The sequence below is a fragment of the Fructilactobacillus florum DSM 22689 = JCM 16035 genome (genome assembly GCF_001436645.1).
In the GTDB taxonomy this organism is placed as follows: Bacteria; Bacillota; Bacilli; order Lactobacillales; family Lactobacillaceae; genus Fructilactobacillus; species Fructilactobacillus florum.
This window is the reverse complement of the sequence record NZ_AYZI01000002.1, coordinates 1-19,802: the sequence shown is the minus strand read 5'-3', so window position 1 is coordinate 19,802 and position 19,802 is coordinate 1. Positions and strand designations below refer to the sequence as shown.

The following is a 19,802-nucleotide window of genomic DNA, read 5'->3' as shown; positions in this document are numbered from 1 at the left end:
TTGATCCCATAATTTAACGACTCCATTCTACCTATTTAATTTGAAGTAATTGATGATTTGCGGCTAATCGGAGCTGATTAACTTGTTCCATCGGCATTTTCTGCGGAACCAGCAGAATCCGAAGTCGTTCCACTTCGGCTGGATCAAGTTCAATACGCATCACATCAGAAATCGACCGATAGCGTTTTACCGCTAATTGCTGCTTTTTCACGGGGGTTGTAGTTCTTCTAATTAAATCAAAATAATAGTCATCCCAATGGGACTCGAGCCGGTACGTAGCAAAGAGGGTTTGACTTGCCAAGTAAAAAACCCGAAAACGAAGCTGATAATTATTAAATTTAACCAACGCCAACTCATAGTCCGTGTCTGAGGGTTGCAAGGTAAAATCTAAGTGATCTTGTAAAACCATCTGATCTTGTTGTAGCTCTTGTTTCGCGTTAAACGTTCGCAATGACAGTCCAACAGAATTCTGGGGCTCAACTGCAAAATATCCTTGCAACCGGTACCGTTGTCCATTCTTCAAAAAGGGCGCACGTTTATCCGGTAATTGCAACGGTTCGCGTCGATTAATGTTGTGATTAGTCTCCCACGTATGAATTCGTGTCCCGGCTGGTTGTAATAAATTTTGATATGAAACACTGTTATCGTCATTATAATTAATCGTTGACCCATAGGTGTCCGTTGTAATACTTTGAGGCGGCCAGGTTAAAAACGATAGCGTTGTCTCCATCTTGTACTCCTTTCAACTAGTCCCGTCCAAATTCTTGTAACAAAAATCGGTACTGTCGCTGAAACCATTGCACGACCCCGGCTGTATCATCATTGTGCCGACCAACAAATCCTTTTGCTAGCAACCGCCCAGCTGGGTTTAATTGCCAATAAGCCTGTCGCAAACGCTGAAAAGCCGTTTGATCATAGTCATCTTGTAACATATACGCCACGGCCAACGTTGTCTGCGTCAATTTTCCTGCACGAAAGACGTTCCAAAAGCGATCATTGAGATGCTGACTGCTAGCTTCTGTCAAATCTGGTTCATAATACAGCTGGATATCTTCCGCCGTGCGAAAATCGGTTGAGCGCTTCACTCGCCCATTTTGCGCAATCTCGCCCAACTGCGTCAGTGGTTTGCCGACGACAATCCCACTGGGGTTTAATTGTGCACCATAGTATAATGCGCCAAAGGTTCCCATCGACATTCCAGACAAGATCAATTGTTGTGGTTCAAACTGTAGTCGTTGTAATGTCTTCTTAATTATGCTTACTAACTGGTGCTCAAACGCTGGATCTCCTAAATAAAAAGCTCCACCTTCTAATCGCCAATCAGAAATCAACAAATATGGTGCCCCCATAGAGGCCATCATCCGATTACCCTCATAGCCTTCTTTCGTACGATAACCAGCAAAGTAAACGTTCAACGGTGGTTTTAGGTCGCCAGCATTGAAATAGATTCCTATATTTCCGTGTAATTGTTGGTCAGTCAACATCTGATCATTAATCATCATATTTCCATATGCACCACGAGATCGGCGGACGTGAAGTTCCCCAATGCGAACCTGACCACTGCCTCGAATATACAATAACACCTGAAACTGAGTGGCTCGTTTTCGGGGTCCCTTGATCTCGAAACTGTTTAGATCTTCATTTTTCGTTAGAAAAATGGTTTGGAGCGGGTACCCCGTTTCAACATCAATCTGCTTAATTTTCAACCCTAACTGCACCCCAGAAAAAACTTGATAATCTAATGAAATCGTATCAGTTAGTCCGGCAGGCAGATAAAATGAATGGTTTGGATAAGTCAAAACATCCCAATTTTCCTGATCAGTTACCTGAAATTCACGGTAAAGATTTCCCCGCTGATAAATCGTTTTGACTAGCGCCGGATTAAATAACCAGCTTTGTGGATCATAACGGTATCCATCACTGCCGCTATACCAATAGTAATTGATCATCTCAAACAATTTTTCTGGGTGAAGTTTGTTGAACTCGATTGCTCCGCGGAGACTCAATAAGTCGTGAAGCTCTGAACTAATCTTTAACTGTTTAGCAAAAAAAATTTGATTGGCCGGTAATTGTTGAATAACCCTGCGGTCCGTCAGCCAGGGAAAACCATTATCAATAATGAATAAAGCCCGTTGATAAGCTTTATTTAGTTTTCCAGCATCATCAAACAAAGGCTGATCAGCAATAATTTCTTGCTGCCATCGGCGATCATCAGACCAGTAATATTGGTAATCTTCTCCTAAAATATTTGCAGCATCTGTAAAACCATAACGGGTTAAATGAATAACTAAAGTTGGTTGTTGCTTACGAAGACTCATTTCCAATCACCTGCTCCCATTGCTTGATTAAACTTGCGGCTGAATACTTTTCTTCTAGCTTGACATTTTCAACTAGCGCATGGTTCCAGTTAAATAAATTATCAGTAAAATAGGGAATTTGTTCATGTAAATCCTTTATGGAGTGGCACCGCAACCCGTTTTCTTGCTCTAATACGAGATCGCTCTCTCCTTGTACAATTTGGGGCACTCCCACTGTAATTGCCAGAATCCCATGACGCAAGCTGGGGAGCTCTCCCAAATCAATATAGAGCCTAATGCGACTAAAATCAGTTAAAAGATATTGGTTGCCCTCGTCAAGCAGGTGAATCCGCATTAATAGTTGATTTAATTGGTAGAATTGTCGCAGTTGCGCTTTACTAAATTCTTGTACCCCAAGCTGATCAACCTGGTCATCTAAAAAATCAAGCCATTGTTCTTCAGTTTCAAACGATTTGAGACTTAACTTCTGAACCATTTTTTCATAGTTAATTTTTGTTAAATCAATGTGCAGACTCGAAGCAATCCAGTCATCAACCTCTTGGCGTAAAAGTTGTGTATCATTCATACTAGCTTCAACCACTAAGACCTTGTGCTTATCCTCTAGTAGTAAGGGTAACAGTGCCGTCACAAACTGAGTACGCTCCGTCGCTGTGAGCTTAGAAATCCGCGCATAAATAACCTTGGCCTCTAGCTCATTGCTAATTCCCAGATCAAAAGAAGCCGGAAATGGTTCGATGCTCGTCTGCTGAAGATCATCCGCTGACTGGAGCTGCTTTGCAAAGGAGCGCGCCATGGTCTGACTAGGAAAAATCCAATGCAACCGTGGAAAAGTTTGGACTACATTAAGCAAATCATCAGAAACAACCTGATCATCCAAGAGGACTAAATTCTTAGCAGCTGGCAGATTAAACGCAATTTGGTTTTGACGGCGACTCCCACCCAAGGCAGAAATAATTGTCTGGTGTTCACCAAATTTTTCTAAATATTTTTCACGAATTAGGAATGCTAATGAACGATAATTCGGCGCTCGAAACTGCGCTTGAAATTCTGGCTGTGGCGTAATTTTTCCACTACGATCAGCCTCCATAACGATATGTCCCCGTGGAGTATACCAACGTTTTCGGATAACTTCATGAGTCGCATTACGCCAGCTTGTAAAGCTAATAAAACCCCGATCGTCATAATGATCCTCTTGTACCGTCCCGTCTCCTTGAAAATAACTAATCTGAACCAATTCAATTTGGTTTCGCAATTTAACCCGAGCAACAATCTTAGTTTCTCGGTAAACAATCACCTCGTTATCCAAAAAAATCGGTTCCAGCCCCCGCAGACCCGTGGGCAAGTCCAAATCATAGAATGTTCGAGAGATCCCATCAGCCATTTCAACATTTTGAATCTCATCGAGAGCACTCCAAAGGGACTGATTTTGCAGCTTGGTGGCTGCTAGTTTATGTAACAAATCGGTACATGGTTCCAATAACACCAGTTGAAATGAAATCCCCTGCGCTTGGAACAAATTAGCAGTTACAATTTCTGGAGCTGTCGCAAGGTGGCGATCATTTTGTTCAAAATTAGGGATTACTAGCGGCATTACTAACTCCTTTCCGTCAAAAAATCTGATACTGTTGTCGGGTATACAGGGCTCGCACCTGGTCAATTAAACTCTGCATGATGGTTATCAAGATAACCACACTCCCGAAATACAGAGTGAAGTTTTCAAAGCCAGGCGCATATAAACCAATTATTAACGGCGTAACTCCCAAGCCAACTAAACAGAAACCACCGATTGTTGCCATTCCTAAAAATCGTTGCATCAGATAGCGACTGGTATAAACACCAGGAAAAACATTGATTAAATACTCATCATTTTCTTTCATTTGTTTCGCTAATTTCAAAGGTTGAATTGTGATCAAACCAAATGCATAACTCAAAAACATCAAAACAATCCCATACATTAAAATCCCAATTCCTGTTTGCGGATTTGTCAATTGCAATAACCAGTGCCCTCCATTATGATCTAAACTACTTTTAAAGATACTACGCGGCAACGTGAAGATGGTTGCCGAGAACATAAAGGGCATGGAGCCAGCAACTAATAACCGGAAAGGTAGGTATGATTGGCGCCCGGCATCAACCAGAAAGGGATTTTGCACCGGGATGCGAAGTTCAATTTGTAAGAGCATGATAAAAATAATCACCACCAAGAGAGTCAAGCCTGCTGCGACCAGCAAATGATAGTGGGTTAACGGATAATGATGTAGTTTCCAACCTTTCTGCAATAACTGTGGTAATCCCAAAATGATCCCAGGTAAAATTAAAACTGAAATACCACCGAGTCCCTTGTCTGCATTAAACTCACCCAAAAAGACCGTTAGCATCGATCCCGCAATCAAAATCAACATGGCAGAAGCACTGACAAAGGTTTTATTAAAAGAAACTCCCCCGATCTGCGTCCCACTGACTAGGGCTGGTTGTAAGTACCGAACAATCTGTGAACTTTGCAAAATAGCCAATACCAGCGTAATTATTTTTTGCAGATAGCCCGTTTGACTAAGAGATAACCGATTAATCCCTTCTAAATCCAACGCAGAAATTGCCTGCCAAACAATAAGACCTGTCATATAAGGACCCAGCCCCAACGTAAAAATCGTTGGAAGTTTAAATTGACCCCCTACCGAAATCCCTAATAGACCTAAATATGTCCGTTTTGCCAGTGCGGCGTGTGCGATCTCCGGATTAATCCCTGGTAAAATAATTGCCTGCCCTATAAGTAAAATGGCTAGTAGAAGAAACATCACCAACCCACGCTGCAACAAATCATGTTGTCTAAAAAATTTCATCGTCGCCTCCTACCTGTTTTATGGGAACTCGATCTCAATTTTACCGTCTTTTTTTATAATAACTTCAGAGTTAGTTACATTTTGAACTGCTTTTAAGTTGATTACCGTTTTCATTTTATCAAAAGCCTTTTGACCTTCTCGTTGAAACTCATAGATCGGATTAACTTGTGCAATCGAACGTTCCTTAATCACTCGCATCAAAACTTCCAAGTGATCAACCTGACCAATCCAGCCCTGATCAATTGCCCGCAGTAGCGTCACTCGTTGAAAATAAAGCCACTGCTGCTGATCAACCAGCTGCTCGTGAAGCCGTTGCAACCGATCATTCATCAGTTGCAATAAGCGGCGTTCCTGCTGTTTGCGTGACTCAAGCTGTAAATCTGTCGCACTGCGATAGCTTGGATCAATATTTTGATAAATAAACTCTAGCAGGGTTTCGCCATGATTCTGATACCCGCGATGGTAAACAAACTCATGAGCCACAAAATGAAAAGTTTTTTGAATAATCGCACTAAGATCAGTTGCCGTCATGATCTGATCACGTTGTAAGTACACCGCTTTCCGCTGTAATCGTGTGATTTCTCCATACTGCAACGTTTCAAAACGTGCTGCCCGCTGTTGATTAGCTAAAAATCGTTGTGCTCGATCAATCACATGTTTAAAACGACTCTTCTTCCCCAGTAACTGTTGTTGCTGCTGGGCATGTTGACGAGCGAATTTCTGCACGCTTCGGGTGGAATGTTCGGTTACAATTTTATCCTCTAATGATGTATAAAAAACACTTTCACCGGGTGCCCCTTGTCTTCCAGCCCGCCCTCGCAACTGGTTATCAATCCGCTTATTCTGCATTCGTTCGGTTCCTAATACCAACAGACCTCCTAATTTTTCAACCGCTGGCGCAATTCGAATATCGGTTCCCCGTCCTGCCATGGCAGTTGACACAGTAACTGCTCCAAGCTCTCCCGCATGCCGAATAATATCAGCTTCCTTTACCTCACTACGAGCATTTAAAACACTATGCGGAATCTCCGCTTGCAATAACAACCGTGAATATAAAACCGATAGTTCCAGCGAACCGGTTTCAATCAGAATCGGTCGCCGCTGAGCATATGCCTGCTTAACCACCTGCAAACTGTCTACCAGCTTGGCTTGGTTTGTAATGTAAAGTCGATCCGGTAAATCAATCCGAATGTTGGGCTTGTTCGTGGGAACTTTAAAGACCGTCAGGTTATACACTTCCAAAAATTCCTTTGCATCTGTGGCTGCAGTTCCCGTCATGCCAGCTAACTGATGAAACATTCGAAATAGATTCTGATAGGTAATCGTTGCCATTGCACGCTGTTCTTGTGAAACCGAAACGTTTTCTTTCGTTTCAACCGCTTGATGCATCCCAGCTTGCATTTTCATTCCTGGTAATTCTCTTCCGTTATGTTGATCAATTAAAACCACCTCATCATCATGAACAACATAATCTCGATTTTTTTTGATTAAATAATTGGCACGAAGAGCCAAGACTAGGTGACAATACAGATCTCGCCATTCATGACTCAGTAAATTGTCAACGTCTAGATATTTCTCCATCCGAACGATTCCCTCTGGCGTAAACCAGATATTTTTCCGATCATCGCTGATCTGATAATCTCGGTCTTGGTGTAGCAGCTTAACCACTTGATCAGCGTTCCCTAAAAAATTGGACTGAACCCGCGGTGTTCCAGAAATTACCAATGGGGTTTGCGCTGCATCTAATAAAACTGCATCTGCTTCATCTAATAGGGCAAAGTTAAAACTGGGTAAGTGCTGTTCTTCCTTCGTTTTCGCTAGGTTGTCAAATAAATAATCAAATCCCAATGTACTGTTAGTTGTATAAACAATGTTTGCTTGATAAATTTTTGCCAAATCACGCTGATCAGCATCTTGACCTGGCTGGGGAACCGCTGATGAAACTGACAAACCCAGCCATCGGTACAATTTACCCATCGTTTCTGAATCACGGTTCGCCAAGTATTCGTTTGCAGTAATTAAGTAATTACCCCGTCCAGCAAGTCCATGCAGATACATTGGCATCGTGGCCGTCAATGTCTTCCCTTCTCCGGTTTTCATCTCCACCACATTGCCATCTTCCATTGCCACTGCTCCAAGAATCTGGACGGGAAACGGTGACAGACCCAAAACCCGCTTACTAGCCTCACAGACTACCGCATAAGCTGCTGGCAAAACCTTTTTGAGGTTTCGGCGCTGACCATTAACCTGGCGTTGCAAAAGTTGGGTTTGGTGCTGTAGTTCGGCATCGCTCATTTGTTGGTAGCCTGCCATTCGCTTTAAAATTTGCTTGGTAATCTTTCGATACTTTCGCTGGTGTAATTTTGGCATTACTCATCACCTGCTTCAGTTAAATAATAATTGTTTCTTTTCAAGATAAATACTATACTATTGTCATTATGACACAAAACAAAAAATTTATTGACCAAGATATTAAAAATCGATTTGCTGAACTAGACCGTGAACGCCCCAATACCAGCAAGCGACGTCGCAAGCCCTGGCTAAACATCATTATTAACGTCGGCCTTGCCCTTATCGTACTTGCTGGCATCATTGGATCGTTCCTTTTGAAGTAACTAACTCCATTATCATCAAAAAACCGTCCTCCTAATGATACTTGGAGGACGGTTTTTTTCGTTTATTGTTTCGCAGTAGTTTTCCCAAAATATTTGCGTGCCAACCGTTGCTCGGTTCCATCACGATGGAGTTGTTGGATCGCTTGGTTGAGTTTCAAGCGAAGGGTTCGATCCTGTTTTCGCACCCCAACTGCATATTCATCAGGCGGGAAACTAGTTGCTACAATCTTTAGATTATGGACGCCTGTTTCATGATTAAGGTAATAATTAGCATAGTCGCGATCAATCAAAACCGCCGCCAACCGGCCCACGCGCACATCATTGATTGCCTTATCAAAGGTATCGTACTGAACCGGTTTGGTTTTCAAGTACTGTTTTAAGGCCTGCGGTTTGGTTTGAAACATCGTATAACCAGATGAACCTGATTGAACGCCCAACTGTTTATCATGTAGATCTTGTGGCTGGTTAACCCCAGCATTTTTCCGGGTTAAAAGCACCTGATAACTTTTATGATAAATATTAGTAAACGCTGCATGTTCACGGCGCTCTGGGGTAATTGTATATCCATTCCAAATCGCATCAATGTGTCCAGTAGCTAGTTCCGTTTCTTTCATTGACCAGTCGATCACTTGAAATTCTGGACGAACCCCTAGTTTTTTACAGGCCGCCCGAGCTAGCTCGACATCATATCCAATTAATTGTCCCTGTTTATTTCGAAATCCCATTGGGACAAAGGTATCATCAATCCCAATCTTGAGGGTTTGGCGCTGTTGCACTCGATTCCACGTGTCATTGCGATGAGTAGCCCGCTCAAAAATAAAAATTCCAGCCACAAGGACTACCAGAAACACCAGCGAATTGGCAAGCCATAGTTTTCTTGTTCGTTTCATCCCGACCTCCCTGGTTAGCGTACTACATCCGTACCAAAATCAAGCACTGCTCCGGATAACTGGTCAGCAAAGGGTCGATCATGAGTAACCACAATCTGAGTGACTCCCTGCTGTTGCAGTTGCTTAATGACCGTAACCACTTGTTGCGTCGTTGTTTCATCTAGGCCAGACGTCGGTTCATCATAGGCCAGTACTCCTGGCTGCATCGCCAATGCGCGGGCAATTGCCGTTCGCTGTTTTTGTCCTCCAGAGAGTTGAAACGGGTAAAAATCACGTTGTTCCGTTAGATGCAACTGGGCGAGGAGCTCTTCTGCTTGTGGCTGATAAACACGTCGGTGCTGACGAGCAACAATTCGTGGTGCTAACGTAATATTTTCAAATACCGTATATTGCGGAAATAAGTTAAAATCTTGAAAGATAACCCCGACCTCTGCCCCCGTGCGGTTTTCGTTCAATAACAGTGGATGCTGATTGAGTGAGATTTCCCCTGCATCCGCCTTCGTCAATCCAGCTAACACCCGTAAAAAGGTGGTCTTCCCAATCCCCGAAGGCCCTACAACTGTTAAAATCTGACCATCCGCAACGGTAACATTTAGATCCTTAAAGATTACTTTTCCATTGTATTGCTTGCTTAAATTTTTAATTGTTAGCATCGTATCCTCCTACTGGTAGTAATTCAACCGTTTTTCTACATACCGCATTAGAACCGTCAACAGAATGGTCAACAAGAGATAGAGTGCGCCAACTGCTAAATATGGGACTAACGTAACATCACGAGCCACAGCGATGTTCCCAGCCCGCATCAAATCACCTAGTCCAATGACATACACCAGTGAGGTATCCTTAACCAGATTAATAACTTCATTACCAACGGATGGCATCACAGTTTTCACCACTTGTGGTAGGGTCACGTACCACAGGGTCTGCCAGCGATTAAACCCTAACACTTTTGCCCCAGCAATTTGTCCACTCGGGATAGCCTGCAAGCCACCACGAAAAATTTCAGCAAAATACGCCGTGTAGTTAAGAATAAAAGTGACCACCGCTGCCTCAAACCGTGGGAGGGTTACCAAGTTCGCCAAACTCAAGCCATAATAGACAAACACAATTTGCAATAGTAACGGGGTTCCTCGCATAATCGTAATATATCCATTTAAAACACCCCGTAACAGGGCTACCGGACTACGTTGCAAGACTGCCACTAAGATACCAAATGGGAGTGAACCAATGAGTGTCAGTGCAAAGACTCCTAGTGTCATCTTTAATCCAGCCAATAGGCTAGGTAAAATTGTAATTAGATAGTGCATTCTGTCCTCCTTTGGGATCCCAACAAAAAAGTCCCCAAGTTATCAATTAACGATAACTTGAGGACGATGATTTCGCGGTTCCACCTCGATTTTGACTAATATTACTATTAGCCACTCAGGTACCCCAGCGTATGATGAGGTACAGCTTGTAACGGAGCAACCCGAGTACGTTCTAGAATATACCTGATGATCACGAGTGTGGTTCGCTGAAACGAGCGACCGCTTCACAGCTGTAGCACGGCTCTCTCGACGTTCGTTTTCAGTTACTCGTTCGTGCAAATCGTTGTTCACATTTTACGAACTCTGAATTAATTTGTCAAGCTTAAAAACCAACAATGTTCTGATTAAGTAGCTTTTGAGTCTTTCAGCTAACTAATTCATCTTCATTTTGCAACAAAAAAGCCGTTACATTAGTAAATATTTCGGTTTTTACGAGTGAGCTACAGCCACTGATTTTTAACCAGTGTTGCGGCAATAGCTACCGTATTTGCAGCGGCTCCCTTAAGCAAATTATCAGCGACGACCCATAGATTATACCCACCTTGATTTTCAAGATCGGCTCTAATTCTGCCCACATAAGTAGCAGTTGTCCCAGCTGCGTTAATGGGTTGCGGATATAGCTGTGTTGCTGGATCATCCTGTACCACCACTCCTGGGGCCTGCTGCAAAACTTCCTTCATTTTAGTTGGATTCATTTTTTCTGGATGAGCAACCTCAAAATAAACTGATTCACCATGTCCAATTACCACGGGAACTCGAACACAGGTGGCATTCACTTTAATTGCAGTTGCATCCATATCATCCAATAAAATCTTTTTCGTTTCATGAACCATTTTCCATTCTTCATGAGTTGATCCATCAGGCTCAAATACATCAATTTGCGGTAAGAGGTTGAAAGCCAGCGGATAATGCCGGTCAGCTCCTTTAACTGGAAAAATCTCACTAGTCATGGTTTGACCGTCTAAATGTTGTTGCGCCTGTTGATCGAGCTCTTGAATGGCCCGCTGGCCCGCACCTGATCCTGCTTGGTAAGTAGAAACCACGACTTGCTTTAATCCCGCCGTGTCATAGATTGGTTTTAAAGCAGCTACCATTTGAATCGTTGAACAGTTTGGATTAGCAATAATCCCCTGATGCTTTTGTAATGCAGACGCATTCACTTCTGGGACTACCAGCGGAACTGCTGGATCCATCCGAAAAGCACTCGTGTTATCTACACAAACGGCCCCTCGTTTAACCGCTTCTGGCAGCAAACGTTTAGAAACAGCTCCCCCAGCCGAAGCTAGCACAATATCAACGCCGTCAAAGGAGGCCGGCGTTGCTTCTTCAACTACCACTGACTGGTCATGAAACTGGAGTTGTTTTCCAGCCGATCGTTTTGATGCCAATAATTTAATCTGTCCCACTGGAATCTCTGACTGTTCCAACTGGCTCAACAAGCGCGTACCAACTGCCCCTGTTGCTCCTAAAATTGCAACTGTATAATTTTTCGTCATGCTGCTTCCTTCCTATAAGACATTTTCTAACCCAACCATAAAACCAGATAGTTTATTGGTATTTAACAATGCTAATCGAAGCCCGTGCATAAATGAACTGCGGTCAAATGAATCCTGCCGAATTGTAAGAGCTTCCCCTGGACCACCAAATAACACCTGTTCGTGAGCTACATAGCCCGGCAAACGGACGGCGTGGATCGGGACATTTTCGTAATGTGCGCCACGCGCTCCCGGAATTGTTTCTGTCGTCTGTGGTGCTTCAAAGGGCGTCCCTTGCCGACCAATCGCAATTTGTTCTGCAGTACTAATCGCCGTCCCAGAAGGAGAATCCCGTTTATCCGCATGATGCATTTCAATGATTTCCGCATCGGGAAAATAACGCGCTGCCTGCTTGGCAAACTGCATCAATAACACCGCTGAGAGCCCAAAATTAGGCACCAAAAGCCCCTTTTGGTGCTGGGTTTTAGCGAATTCCTGAAGCGCTTGAATCGTCTCAGAACTTAACCCGCTGGTACCAATGATTGGAATCAAATTATGGGCTAATGCAAACTTAGCATTTTCTGTAGCTCCTGCCGGAGTCGAAAAATCAACCCAGACCTGTGCATCCGTCTGAATTGCTGTCAACTGTGTAAATAACTGACATCCTGTCGGCACAGACGCATTCCTTGTCGCATGCGGACTATAAACAGCCACTAACTCTAACTGCTGATCATGCTCGATTAAACGAACTGCCTGTTGTCCCATGGCGCCTTGAAAGCCGGCAACTAAAACTTTAATCATCCCTACTCCTCTTCTCCAAGCGCTTGTAATAACTGGTGTTGCTCTGCTTCATCCAGATCGGTGATTGGCAACCGACACCCACCAACGTTCAAACCATTGCGAGCCAACATGAACTTAACGGGTGCAGGTGAGGGGTACAAAAACAGTGCCTGCATCTTGGGAGTCAATGCTCGTTGTAGGGCTCCTGCTTGGAAGGGGTGTTGTGCCAATTTATCAAACATCGCCCGCATGGTTGGCAAATACAGATGGGAAGCAACTGAGATGACCCCACTCCCACCAACAACTTTGGTAGCTAAACTCTGGGGATCTTCGCCCGTATATACTAAGAAGTCCTCGGGCGTCCGTTCCACCAACTGCTCAAAATCTGGTAATGAACCACATTGTTTCACACCAATAATATTGGGATGCGTACTTAACGAAACAATCGTATCGACACTCATAGTAACTCCGGTACGACCAGGAATGTTATACATAATGATGGGCAGATCAGAAGCATCAGCGACGGCTCGAAAATGAGCCTTCATCCCAATTTGATCCGGTTTATTATAGTACGGTACTACTACTAATGCTGCCGCAATCCCCGCGATTTGGCTGACTTCCTTTGTTAGCGCAATCGTTTCTGCCGTATTATTGCTCCCCGTACCTGCAATAATGGGAGCGCGACCAGCTACAATCTTCACAAATTCACGGTAAAGATTCAGCCGTTCATCATGTTCTAAAGTAGCTGTTTCCCCCGTCGTCCCACCGATTAGGAATCCATTACCACCCTCTGCTAACAAGCGATCCGTTAACTTCTGTAATGCATCGTAGTTAATCTGTTGGCGACAATCAAACGGTGTAATCAATGCCGTGATAATATCTGTAGTTTCAAACATCTTAGTCCTCCTCTGCTTCCTGCATCCGATGTGTTAAAAATCCACTTAAAGCGCTAACTCCCGGTTGAATTGCCCGCACATCAGGAGCAAACCGATCAGAGTGCAGCTGGTGGTCAGGATCTCCGGCTCCAAGCCAGACCATCGTTCCAGGAAATTTAGATAACAAGTAGCCAAAGTCTTCTCCAGTCATTGCTGGTTCGGTTTCTTGATAGTCAATCTCTGGGTTCTTTTTCATATATTTAATTAAATCCGCCGTTCTTGTCGGGTCATTTTCAACTGGCAGATACCCACCTTGATTAAGCTTTAAATCAACCTGGCAATCATAGCTGGTGGCAATCCCAGTAGCCACGTCTTGGAGGCGCTTATCAATCTGTCGAATCATCTTTTGAGTCAATCCTCTGATCGTCCCATGCAGTTGCGCCGTACCCGCAATTACATTTCGAATCGTGCCCGCTTCAAACTGCCCAAAAGTAATTACGCCCCCTTCGATGGGGTCAATACTTCGGGAAATAATTGTTTGAACTTGCATAATAAATTGACTCGCAGCAACTACCATATCATTCGCAAATTGCGGATACGCTGCATGCCCTTGTTTACCTGTAAAATGAACGTCAACTTCCGTGGTTCCAGCGAACAGGGTCCCTAAACGGCACCCAATCGTTCCCGCAGGCAGTTGCGGGTTATCATGCAGCCCGTAAAATTCATCCGGTCGCCACTTCCCAGTGAACAACTGATCTTCATAGGCCAATTTGCCACCATTTTCGCTTTCTTCGGCAGGTTGAAAGAAGAACAGAAGCTGATCACTGGGGCGATGCTCACAAAAATTCGCTAAAATCCCAAGCGCAACGGTCATATGTAAATCATGCCCGCAGGCATGCATCACATGTGGATTTTTTGAAGCATAGGGCAAACCAGTCGCTTCAGTTACCGGTAGGGCATCAATATCAGTGCGATAGCCAATCGTACGCTTGGGATTGCTTCCATGTAGCAATACCAAGATCGCCGTTGGTAGTGCAGCTGGCGTCTTGATTTCGACAAAATCAAGTCCCGCTGTCAGCTTTTGAATCAACGCTAGTAAATATTGATGTGTCTTGCTTTCTTGTAAAGCTAATTCCGGAATCTGATGTAAGTCGCGATAAATTTTTGGCAAATCAACTCGTTCAGTTCCCATTTTAACCCCTCAAATCATCCTCTAACTTCGTCTTTGTCAAGGTTTGCTGGTTAACATCCTTAACCTTAACGGCTGGCATCCCAGCCACCACCGTATGCGGAGCTACATCACTAGTCACGACGGCCCCAGCAGCCACGACCGCTCCGGTCCCCACGTGGACCCCTTCAATCACAACGGCATTAGCTCCAATCAAAACATCGTCATCGATTTGAACTGGTTTAGCACTGGCTGGTTCAATTACTCCAGCTAGGACTGCCCCCGCACCAATATGACAATGCTTTCCAACGAGGGCCCGGCCACCTAAAACCGCCCCCATGTCAATCATTGAGCCTGCCCCAATTTCAGCTCCGATGTTAATCAAAGCCCCCATCATTACGACCGCATCCTTGCCAATCTTAACCTGCTCACGAATAAGTGCCCCTGGTTCAATCCGGGCATCTAATTCTTTAGTGTCTAGCAAGGGAACCGCTTGGTTTCGAGCCAGATTTTCCACTTGATAATCGGCAATCTGATCCTGATGACGGGCTAAAAAAGGTTTTACAACGGCCCAGTCGCCAAATAAAATCCCAATTTGTTCATCAGTAAACGCCTTTATTTCTTGGGGGAAGGTAAGTTCTGCTAACTTTCCCTTGATATAAACCTTAACATTCGTCGTTTTGGGGGCAGTTCCAATGTATTTAATGATTGCTGCTGCATCTAGTTCGCTCATTTGTTTGCTTCTCCTAAAGTAAATGGTTGGTCCAGTCTGACTAGGTCGGCGGTTGTTTCTCGCTTGACAACCACTTCGGCTTGACCATTTTCAACAAAAATCACGGCCGGTCGCGGATTACGATTATAGTTAGAGGCCATCGAATATCCATATGCTCCGGTGGCTAACACCGCTACTACCTGTCCGGTGTGCAAAACCGGTAGTTCGATATTTTTGATTAGCACATCACCCGATTCACAGTATTTTCCTGCTAAAGTAACGAGTTCCGTTTTTCCAGTTGGTCGAACCTCATCGGCCACTACGGCATCATACTTGGCACCGTATAGTGCCGGTCGAATGTTATCGCCCATCCCACCGTCCACTGCCACATACTTACGAACATCAGGAATTGTTTTACTGGTTCCCACCCGATAAAGACTCGTTCCAGCAGGACCAGCGATTGAACGACCAGGTTCAATCCAAACAGCTGGCAGTGGGAGCTTTTCTTTTGCAACCTCACTTTGTAAAGTTGTGATGATTCGACCAACAAATTTTTCTGGGGCTAAAGGTTGATCATCATCGGTATACTTAATTCCAAAACCACCACCCACGTTGATAATTGCTGGAACGTAGTCAAACTTGGTCTGCCAATGTTTCATCAAATCAACCAACTTTTTGGTTTCAATCTGAAACCCAGTGGTATCAAAAATCTGCGAACCGATGTGGGAATGAACCCCGACAACCTTCATTCGTGGTTGCGCTAACACTTGTTGCAATGCCTGATCCGCCTGCCCCGTCAACATATCAAAACCAAACTTGCTATCCTGCTGACCAGTTTGAATAAATTCATGAGTATGTGCCGAAACTGCCGGAGAAACCCGAATCATCACATCACAAGTTGCTGCTTCCTGCTCCAAAATCGTGGCTAATTGCTTGATTTCCGTAAAGTTATCGAGAATAATCACTCCGACATGCAATCGTACTGCCATTTCAAGCTCAGCAATCGATTTGTTATTGCCGTGGAAACTAACGTGTTCCATCGGAAAACCAGCTTGCTGAGCGGTAAACAATTCCCCCGCAGAAACTACGTCAATGTGAACATGTTCCTGAGCCAGGAGCTGATACATCGCGATACAAGCAAACGCCTTACTGGCATAACTAACGGCATACTCAATCCCGTTCTCAGTGAATACTCGTTGAAAAGCATGGATTTGTGCCCTAATTTTGGCAACATCGTATACCTGTAGCGGTGTTGCAAACTGATCAGCCAACTTAGTCGCCGGTATCCCACCGATCACTAATTGATTATCTTGAACATCTGTTTGTGCAAGCATAGCTTTTCTCCCCTTATATCAATTCTTACAAAAAAAGAGTCGATTGGCGGAAGCTCTGCCAACTGACCCTAACTAAGTAGTATCAAATTGTTTGTTCATAGCTCCCCGAGACATGTATCCCGACAGTCCATGACCTCTTAAGTCATGTCCCAGTTAACTAAGGCCCATTCCTTAGCACTTCGGCAGCTAACCCTTTGGTTAGTTTCTCAGCTGAATGGCAGCTCCACTAACTACTCTTATTACCTGCGACCTCTATTTGATTTGTTAAAAGCATAACTAATAATTACTGGTTAGTCAACAAATTTCCAACCACTAAATAAACTTTAGCTGTTTCGCTATTGTTCAATCCAAAATTTAAACAGAAAAACATGAAATTAAGGATAACCAAGTAGAATCTGAACAGTAGCCACTTTAAAAACCTTATTAAAATATAATTTTATATGGCATTTTTGATCTTCTTAGATCATATACAAATCTAAGTTGTTCATCAATATAGGTTTATGGTCACTCTTCGCTAAATATAGATCGTATATTTTGTCGTACAATTCACTCCTAACGAGTTCTAGTAACAATTAGATCTCGTCCAAATGGAGCAAATGAACGAAAGATTATAAAGATTAATTGTCAGTTGGAATATTTTAAATTACCCATATTTTATTTCCCACTCATTTGTGATTGTTACTTATGAAGCACTACAAAACCTTTATAGAGAATATAAGGTAAACCACAATGACTGTAAAAATCTATGTCAACATTTTTATAATTTATTTTTTTGCTTTTATTGTCGGTAAGAATCTCATATGGCCTCTGTATTTCAGATTTCCCTTTCAATAGCTGAGCTAAATATTATTACCATCTTTGAATACATTAGGATCATTAATTGCTTCTATTGCTACAATTAATGCAAGTTTAGAAAATCTAGGGATCAAATCAATCATAGTATCTTCTTTATAAAAAATAGTTTTCCCTAAAAATTCATTTTCCAACATTTAGAGAACATACTATTACTATCTTCCTTATAATAGAATGATTTTTCATTACTACCTCCCTTTATGTTTCTCTTTCTTTTTAGCTTGCTTCTTTTTAAACATTATTTTTCTTCTTTCATCTTTTTCCTTAGAATTTTTCTTTTTCCTTTCTTTTTTTATTAATTCATGCTGTTTTTGTAAAGTTTTTTGTGCTTTTGTTCCTTGAAATTCATTATTAACTTGTTTTCTTGCGATTCTCTGTAGTCTTTTAGGGTTAATTTTCTTCTTGGTATTAATAATTTGCTCAGATCCAACTTTATAAAATGAAATTTTTGAATAGTTTTTTAAAATAAAATTATAAATTACTAAATCATTCGGTTCACTAGTTCCCATATTTACTGATGCAACACTATAATTATCATCATTATTTATTTCAAAAATACACTTATAAAATGGTGGATCAAATATTAGTTTTAGTTCTATTGATGTAATAATTTATATCTCCTTTGATGAAATTTAAAAATGATATTTCATTATACAGAAAACCCCAAATATAATGTATTAGAAAAACCAGAAGCTATCTGCATATTTCAAATAATGTTAAAACGGTTCCCAGACTCATAAGTATAATTGAGCCTAACAAGCATAAAATTCCACAAACAACCCATTGAGGAATGTTAATGCCATCCTCTTAAAATAATTTTCAACCAAAAAATTATTAACTGTAGTTAGTTTTAATGCTATTATTAAATAGTATATACTAAAAGTTAATATAATCGCTCGTTAGTCAAACTGGTTAAGCGTAAAACTGTTAGTTATAATCTTGCAAGAACTATTGAAAAGGTAAAGAAAATGAAATTAATCAAAAAACTTCATAATTTAATCAAGCATAATTATGAAAACGGCAAATATGTAAATAAAAAATATACGTATAACAATACAAAAATTAATGTCTCTGACTATAAATTAGGTCAAAATAAAGCTTTAAGTGATTTTGACCACGGTAAGTTTTTCAAAATATATCCACAAACAATAATAGAAATTCTTAATTCACTATTTAAAGGAAAATTTGATGAAATCTTAAATTTCATCAAAGGATACAATGAAACCAAAAGTAATATAAAAAATAATAGTTAGTAATAATTGACAAGCGGTTCAACAAAGTTTTGTTGTCTAATTTTGCGTTTGAGTTTAAAATTCACTAGTCAAAAAAGCATTTTTTAAGTTAAAAAATGCTTTTTTGACTATTCTCTTTTAGATAAAATTTTTCCTTGTTTTTTTAAAATGCTACTTATATATTAATTTTTCTAATATAGCTCTTCTTGAACTTAATGAAGGTAAAGAAAATTTAATATTCCCAATAATTCTTCTTAAAAAAGCTGGATCATAATTCTTTCCAAAGTTTGTAGTAAATATAGTAATCCCACTAAAATTATCTAATTCCAAAAGCATGACTGACTTAGTCAAGTTAACAGCATGATCAGTACTTTTAGTTACACTATCTAATCTTCTTCCTAATATCGAATCTGCTTCATCAAATATTAATATAGCATCTTCTTTTTTTGCTTCTTTAAATAATAATTTAATGTTTTTAGGAGTTTCACCAACGTATTTAGATTCAATCTCTGCATAGTTAACTTTAATTATCTTTTTTCCCATTTCTTTAGCAATAGCTTCAGCTGCAAAACTTTTGCCAGTACCTGGTAAACCATATAGGTTTATAACTGTTCTTCCTCCACTAGAATCTATTTCTCTAAGTCCAAATTTATTGTATAACAAATCATAATTATCAATTTTGGAAATTAAACTTTTGATTTGATTCAATACATCATTTGAAACAATTAAGTTTTCTAAACTTCTTTTAGGTTCTTCAACCTGAAAAGGCAAATTTGATTCTTTTAAATTTAGTGGTCTTGTTTTTCTCTCACCACTTCTATCAACTTTTGTCATACCTAGTATCTCTCCAATTATAATTCATTGTCTAAGGTCTCTTTGTTCTCTTCGATCCATTGATTTTCAAGTTTATCTACATAGCAATCAATTGATGCATGTAGGAAGTCTGGTAGGTCAGGATCTATTTTCTTAAATTTGTTTTTAAATTTAGTATCTACAAAATACATTTCATTTAATCCTCTTAGTAATTCTATACTTGGATCATAAAAATTACTGAGAAATTCATGCCATCTAATCATAATTTGTTGAACATTATCGCTATCTGGATCTTCATTTTTTAATTTTGCAAGATCTACAAAAATATCATTACCTTCTTGTAAGATAGCATCTTTTTCTTTTTTACTATAACTATTCCAGTTACGTTTAGACTGCTTTATTTCTTCATCACCATATCTGTTACTAATATTTTTTTCTAATTTTTCACTCATATTTACACTACCTAACTTAAAAATATATTGACTTTATTAAAATCATTATTAGATTCATCTACAACAATGCATATTTAACATTATAATTTTTTTATCTTTCCCACCTAAAGCCCTTGACTCTGTTATCTCAGTACCATCA

Annotated in this window: 20 protein-coding genes and 1 riboswitch; of the genes, 2 read left to right on the top strand and 18 right to left on the bottom strand. The window is 41.2% G+C overall.

What is annotated here, in order from left to right:
- Positions 1–31: 31 nt before the first annotated feature.
- The 5 genes from asp3 to secA are packed head-to-tail and all read right to left on the bottom strand — an operon-like array spanning position 32 to position 7,528.
- A complete protein-coding gene (gene asp3 / locus FC87_RS01160; protein WP_054690466.1) occupies positions 32–730 on the bottom strand; it encodes an accessory Sec system protein Asp3 in 699 nt (232 codons plus the stop codon).
- A 16-nt stretch (positions 731–746) separates the two neighbouring features.
- Positions 747–2,318: an accessory Sec system protein Asp2 gene (asp2, locus tag FC87_RS01155; RefSeq protein ID WP_056961370.1), complete on the bottom strand. Its 1,572-nt coding sequence runs from the start codon at positions 2,316–2,318 to the stop codon at positions 747–749.
- On the bottom strand, positions 2,305–3,909 hold the full coding sequence (asp1, locus tag FC87_RS01150) for an accessory Sec system protein Asp1 (protein WP_056961368.1): 1,605 nt from the start codon (positions 3,907–3,909) through the stop codon (positions 2,305–2,307). The genes asp2 and asp1 overlap by 14 nt, the downstream gene beginning before the upstream one ends.
- A gap of 16 nt (positions 3,910–3,925) precedes the next feature.
- Complete coding sequence (locus FC87_RS01145; RefSeq protein ID WP_035421199.1) at positions 3,926–5,158, bottom strand: preprotein translocase subunit SecY; 1,233 nt, start codon at positions 5,156–5,158, stop codon at positions 3,926–3,928.
- Between the two features lie 18 nt (positions 5,159–5,176).
- Positions 5,177–7,528, bottom strand: a complete 2,352-nt coding sequence (secA, locus tag FC87_RS01140; RefSeq protein WP_082619190.1) for a preprotein translocase subunit SecA — start codon at positions 7,526–7,528, stop codon at positions 5,177–5,179.
- Between the two features lie 68 nt (positions 7,529–7,596).
- On the opposite strand from secA, the gene FC87_RS06900 reads away from it, so the two are divergent.
- Complete coding sequence (locus FC87_RS06900; protein WP_156656513.1) at positions 7,597–7,773, top strand: hypothetical protein; 177 nt, start codon at positions 7,597–7,599, stop codon at positions 7,771–7,773.
- 62 nt (positions 7,774–7,835) lie between these two features.
- Here FC87_RS06900 and FC87_RS01135 read toward each other — a convergent pair whose 3' ends face one another.
- From FC87_RS01135 to FC87_RS01090, 11 genes are all read right to left on the bottom strand, one after another.
- Positions 7,836–8,663, bottom strand: a complete 828-nt coding sequence (locus tag FC87_RS01135; RefSeq protein WP_009166820.1) for an amino acid ABC transporter substrate-binding protein — start codon at positions 8,661–8,663, stop codon at positions 7,836–7,838.
- Between the two features lie 14 nt (positions 8,664–8,677).
- Positions 8,678–9,316 carry an amino acid ABC transporter ATP-binding protein gene (locus FC87_RS01130; protein ID WP_040473203.1) on the bottom strand — a complete coding sequence of 213 codons (639 nt, stop codon included), beginning with the start codon at positions 9,314–9,316 and terminating at the stop codon, positions 8,678–8,680.
- 9 nt (positions 9,317–9,325) lie between these two features.
- Positions 9,326–9,970 carry an amino acid ABC transporter permease gene (locus FC87_RS01125; RefSeq protein ID WP_009166821.1) on the bottom strand — a complete coding sequence of 215 codons (645 nt, stop codon included), beginning with the start codon at positions 9,968–9,970 and terminating at the stop codon, positions 9,326–9,328.
- Positions 9,971–10,410: 440 nt separating this feature from the next.
- Positions 10,411–11,466, bottom strand: a complete 1,056-nt coding sequence (locus tag FC87_RS01120) for an aspartate-semialdehyde dehydrogenase (protein ID WP_009166822.1) — start codon at positions 11,464–11,466, stop codon at positions 10,411–10,413.
- A gap of 12 nt (positions 11,467–11,478) precedes the next feature.
- Positions 11,479–12,246, bottom strand: a complete 768-nt coding sequence (gene dapB / locus FC87_RS01115) for a 4-hydroxy-tetrahydrodipicolinate reductase (protein WP_009166823.1) — start codon at positions 12,244–12,246, stop codon at positions 11,479–11,481.
- Positions 12,247–12,248: 2 nt separating this feature from the next.
- Positions 12,249–13,121 (bottom strand): 4-hydroxy-tetrahydrodipicolinate synthase, encoded by an 873-nt coding sequence (gene dapA, locus FC87_RS01110; RefSeq protein WP_009166824.1) that lies wholly within the window; start codon positions 13,119–13,121, stop codon positions 12,249–12,251.
- Position 13,122: 1 nt separating this feature from the next.
- A complete protein-coding gene (locus FC87_RS01105; protein ID WP_056961367.1) occupies positions 13,123–14,292 on the bottom strand; it encodes an N-acetyldiaminopimelate deacetylase in 1,170 nt (389 codons plus the stop codon).
- 1 nt (position 14,293) lies between these two features.
- Positions 14,294–15,001, bottom strand: coding sequence for a 2,3,4,5-tetrahydropyridine-2,6-dicarboxylate N-acetyltransferase (gene dapD / locus FC87_RS01100; RefSeq protein WP_009166826.1), 708 nt, complete (start codon positions 14,999–15,001; stop codon positions 14,294–14,296).
- Positions 14,998–16,314 carry a diaminopimelate decarboxylase gene (gene lysA, locus FC87_RS01095; RefSeq protein WP_056961365.1) on the bottom strand — a complete coding sequence of 439 codons (1,317 nt, stop codon included), beginning with the start codon at positions 16,312–16,314 and terminating at the stop codon, positions 14,998–15,000. Before lysA ends, dapD begins: the two co-directional genes overlap by 4 nt.
- Positions 16,315–16,404: 90 nt before the next feature.
- Positions 16,405–16,577, bottom strand: a riboswitch (Lysine riboswitch).
- 576 nt (positions 16,578–17,153) lie between these two features.
- Positions 17,154–17,303, bottom strand: coding sequence for a hypothetical protein (locus FC87_RS06895; RefSeq protein WP_009166828.1), 150 nt, complete (start codon positions 17,301–17,303; stop codon positions 17,154–17,156).
- A 51-nt stretch (positions 17,304–17,354) separates the two neighbouring features.
- Positions 17,355–17,750, bottom strand: coding sequence for a YjdF family protein (locus FC87_RS01090; protein ID WP_268869346.1), 396 nt, complete (start codon positions 17,748–17,750; stop codon positions 17,355–17,357).
- A gap of 384 nt (positions 17,751–18,134) precedes the next feature.
- Here FC87_RS01090 and FC87_RS01085 point away from each other — a divergent pair, with 384 nt between their 5' ends.
- Positions 18,135–18,419, top strand: a complete 285-nt coding sequence (locus FC87_RS01085; RefSeq protein WP_056961363.1) for a hypothetical protein — start codon at positions 18,135–18,137, stop codon at positions 18,417–18,419.
- 150 nt (positions 18,420–18,569) lie between these two features.
- Here the strand turns inward: FC87_RS01085 and FC87_RS01080 are convergent, their stop codons facing one another.
- Both FC87_RS01080 and FC87_RS01075 read right to left on the bottom strand, forming a co-directional pair.
- Positions 18,570–19,232, bottom strand: coding sequence for an ATP-binding protein (locus tag FC87_RS01080; RefSeq protein ID WP_235804429.1), 663 nt, complete (start codon positions 19,230–19,232; stop codon positions 18,570–18,572).
- 17 nt (positions 19,233–19,249) lie between these two features.
- Complete coding sequence (locus tag FC87_RS01075; RefSeq protein WP_009166832.1) at positions 19,250–19,663, bottom strand: TipAS antibiotic-recognition domain-containing protein; 414 nt, start codon at positions 19,661–19,663, stop codon at positions 19,250–19,252.
- Positions 19,664–19,802 lie beyond the last annotated feature (139 nt).

Bases quoted from the DNA above. Each gene is read 5' to 3' on its own strand.
- asp3 (WP_054690466.1), bottom strand. From the start codon at position 730: ATGGAGACAACGCTATCGTTTTTAACCTGGCCGCCTCAAAGTATTACA.
- asp2 (WP_056961370.1), bottom strand. From the start codon at position 2,318: ATGAGTCTTCGTAAGCAACAACCAACTTTAGTTATTCATTTAACCCGT.
- asp1 (WP_056961368.1), bottom strand. From the start codon at position 3,909: ATGCCGCTAGTAATCCCTAATTTTGAACAAAATGATCGCCACCTTGCG.
- FC87_RS01145 (WP_035421199.1), bottom strand. From the start codon at position 5,158: ATGAAATTTTTTAGACAACATGATTTGTTGCAGCGTGGGTTGGTGATG.
- secA (WP_082619190.1), bottom strand. From the start codon at position 7,528: ATGCCAAAATTACACCAGCGAAAGTATCGAAAGATTACCAAGCAAATT.
- FC87_RS06900 (WP_156656513.1), top strand. From the start codon at position 7,597: ATGACACAAAACAAAAAATTTATTGACCAAGATATTAAAAATCGATTT.
- FC87_RS01135 (WP_009166820.1), bottom strand. From the start codon at position 8,663: ATGAAACGAACAAGAAAACTATGGCTTGCCAATTCGCTGGTGTTTCTG.
- FC87_RS01130 (WP_040473203.1), bottom strand. From the start codon at position 9,316: ATGCTAACAATTAAAAATTTAAGCAAGCAATACAATGGAAAAGTAATC.
- FC87_RS01125 (WP_009166821.1), bottom strand. From the start codon at position 9,970: ATGCACTATCTAATTACAATTTTACCTAGCCTATTGGCTGGATTAAAG.
- FC87_RS01120 (WP_009166822.1), bottom strand. From the start codon at position 11,466: ATGACGAAAAATTATACAGTTGCAATTTTAGGAGCAACAGGGGCAGTT.
- dapB (WP_009166823.1), bottom strand. From the start codon at position 12,246: ATGATTAAAGTTTTAGTTGCCGGCTTTCAAGGCGCCATGGGACAACAG.
- dapA (WP_009166824.1), bottom strand. From the start codon at position 13,121: ATGTTTGAAACTACAGATATTATCACGGCATTGATTACACCGTTTGAT.
- FC87_RS01105 (WP_056961367.1), bottom strand. From the start codon at position 14,292: ATGGGAACTGAACGAGTTGATTTGCCAAAAATTTATCGCGACTTACAT.
- dapD (WP_009166826.1), bottom strand. From the start codon at position 15,001: ATGAGCGAACTAGATGCAGCAGCAATCATTAAATACATTGGAACTGCC.
- lysA (WP_056961365.1), bottom strand. From the start codon at position 16,314: ATGCTTGCACAAACAGATGTTCAAGATAATCAATTAGTGATCGGTGGG.
- FC87_RS06895 (WP_009166828.1), bottom strand. From the start codon at position 17,303: ATGTTGGAAAATGAATTTTTAGGGAAAACTATTTTTTATAAAGAAGAT.
- FC87_RS01085 (WP_056961363.1), top strand. From the start codon at position 18,135: ATGAAATTAATCAAAAAACTTCATAATTTAATCAAGCATAATTATGAA.
- FC87_RS01080 (WP_235804429.1), bottom strand. From the start codon at position 19,232: ATGACAAAAGTTGATAGAAGTGGTGAGAGAAAAACAAGACCACTAAAT.
- FC87_RS01075 (WP_009166832.1), bottom strand. From the start codon at position 19,663: ATGAGTGAAAAATTAGAAAAAAATATTAGTAACAGATATGGTGATGAA.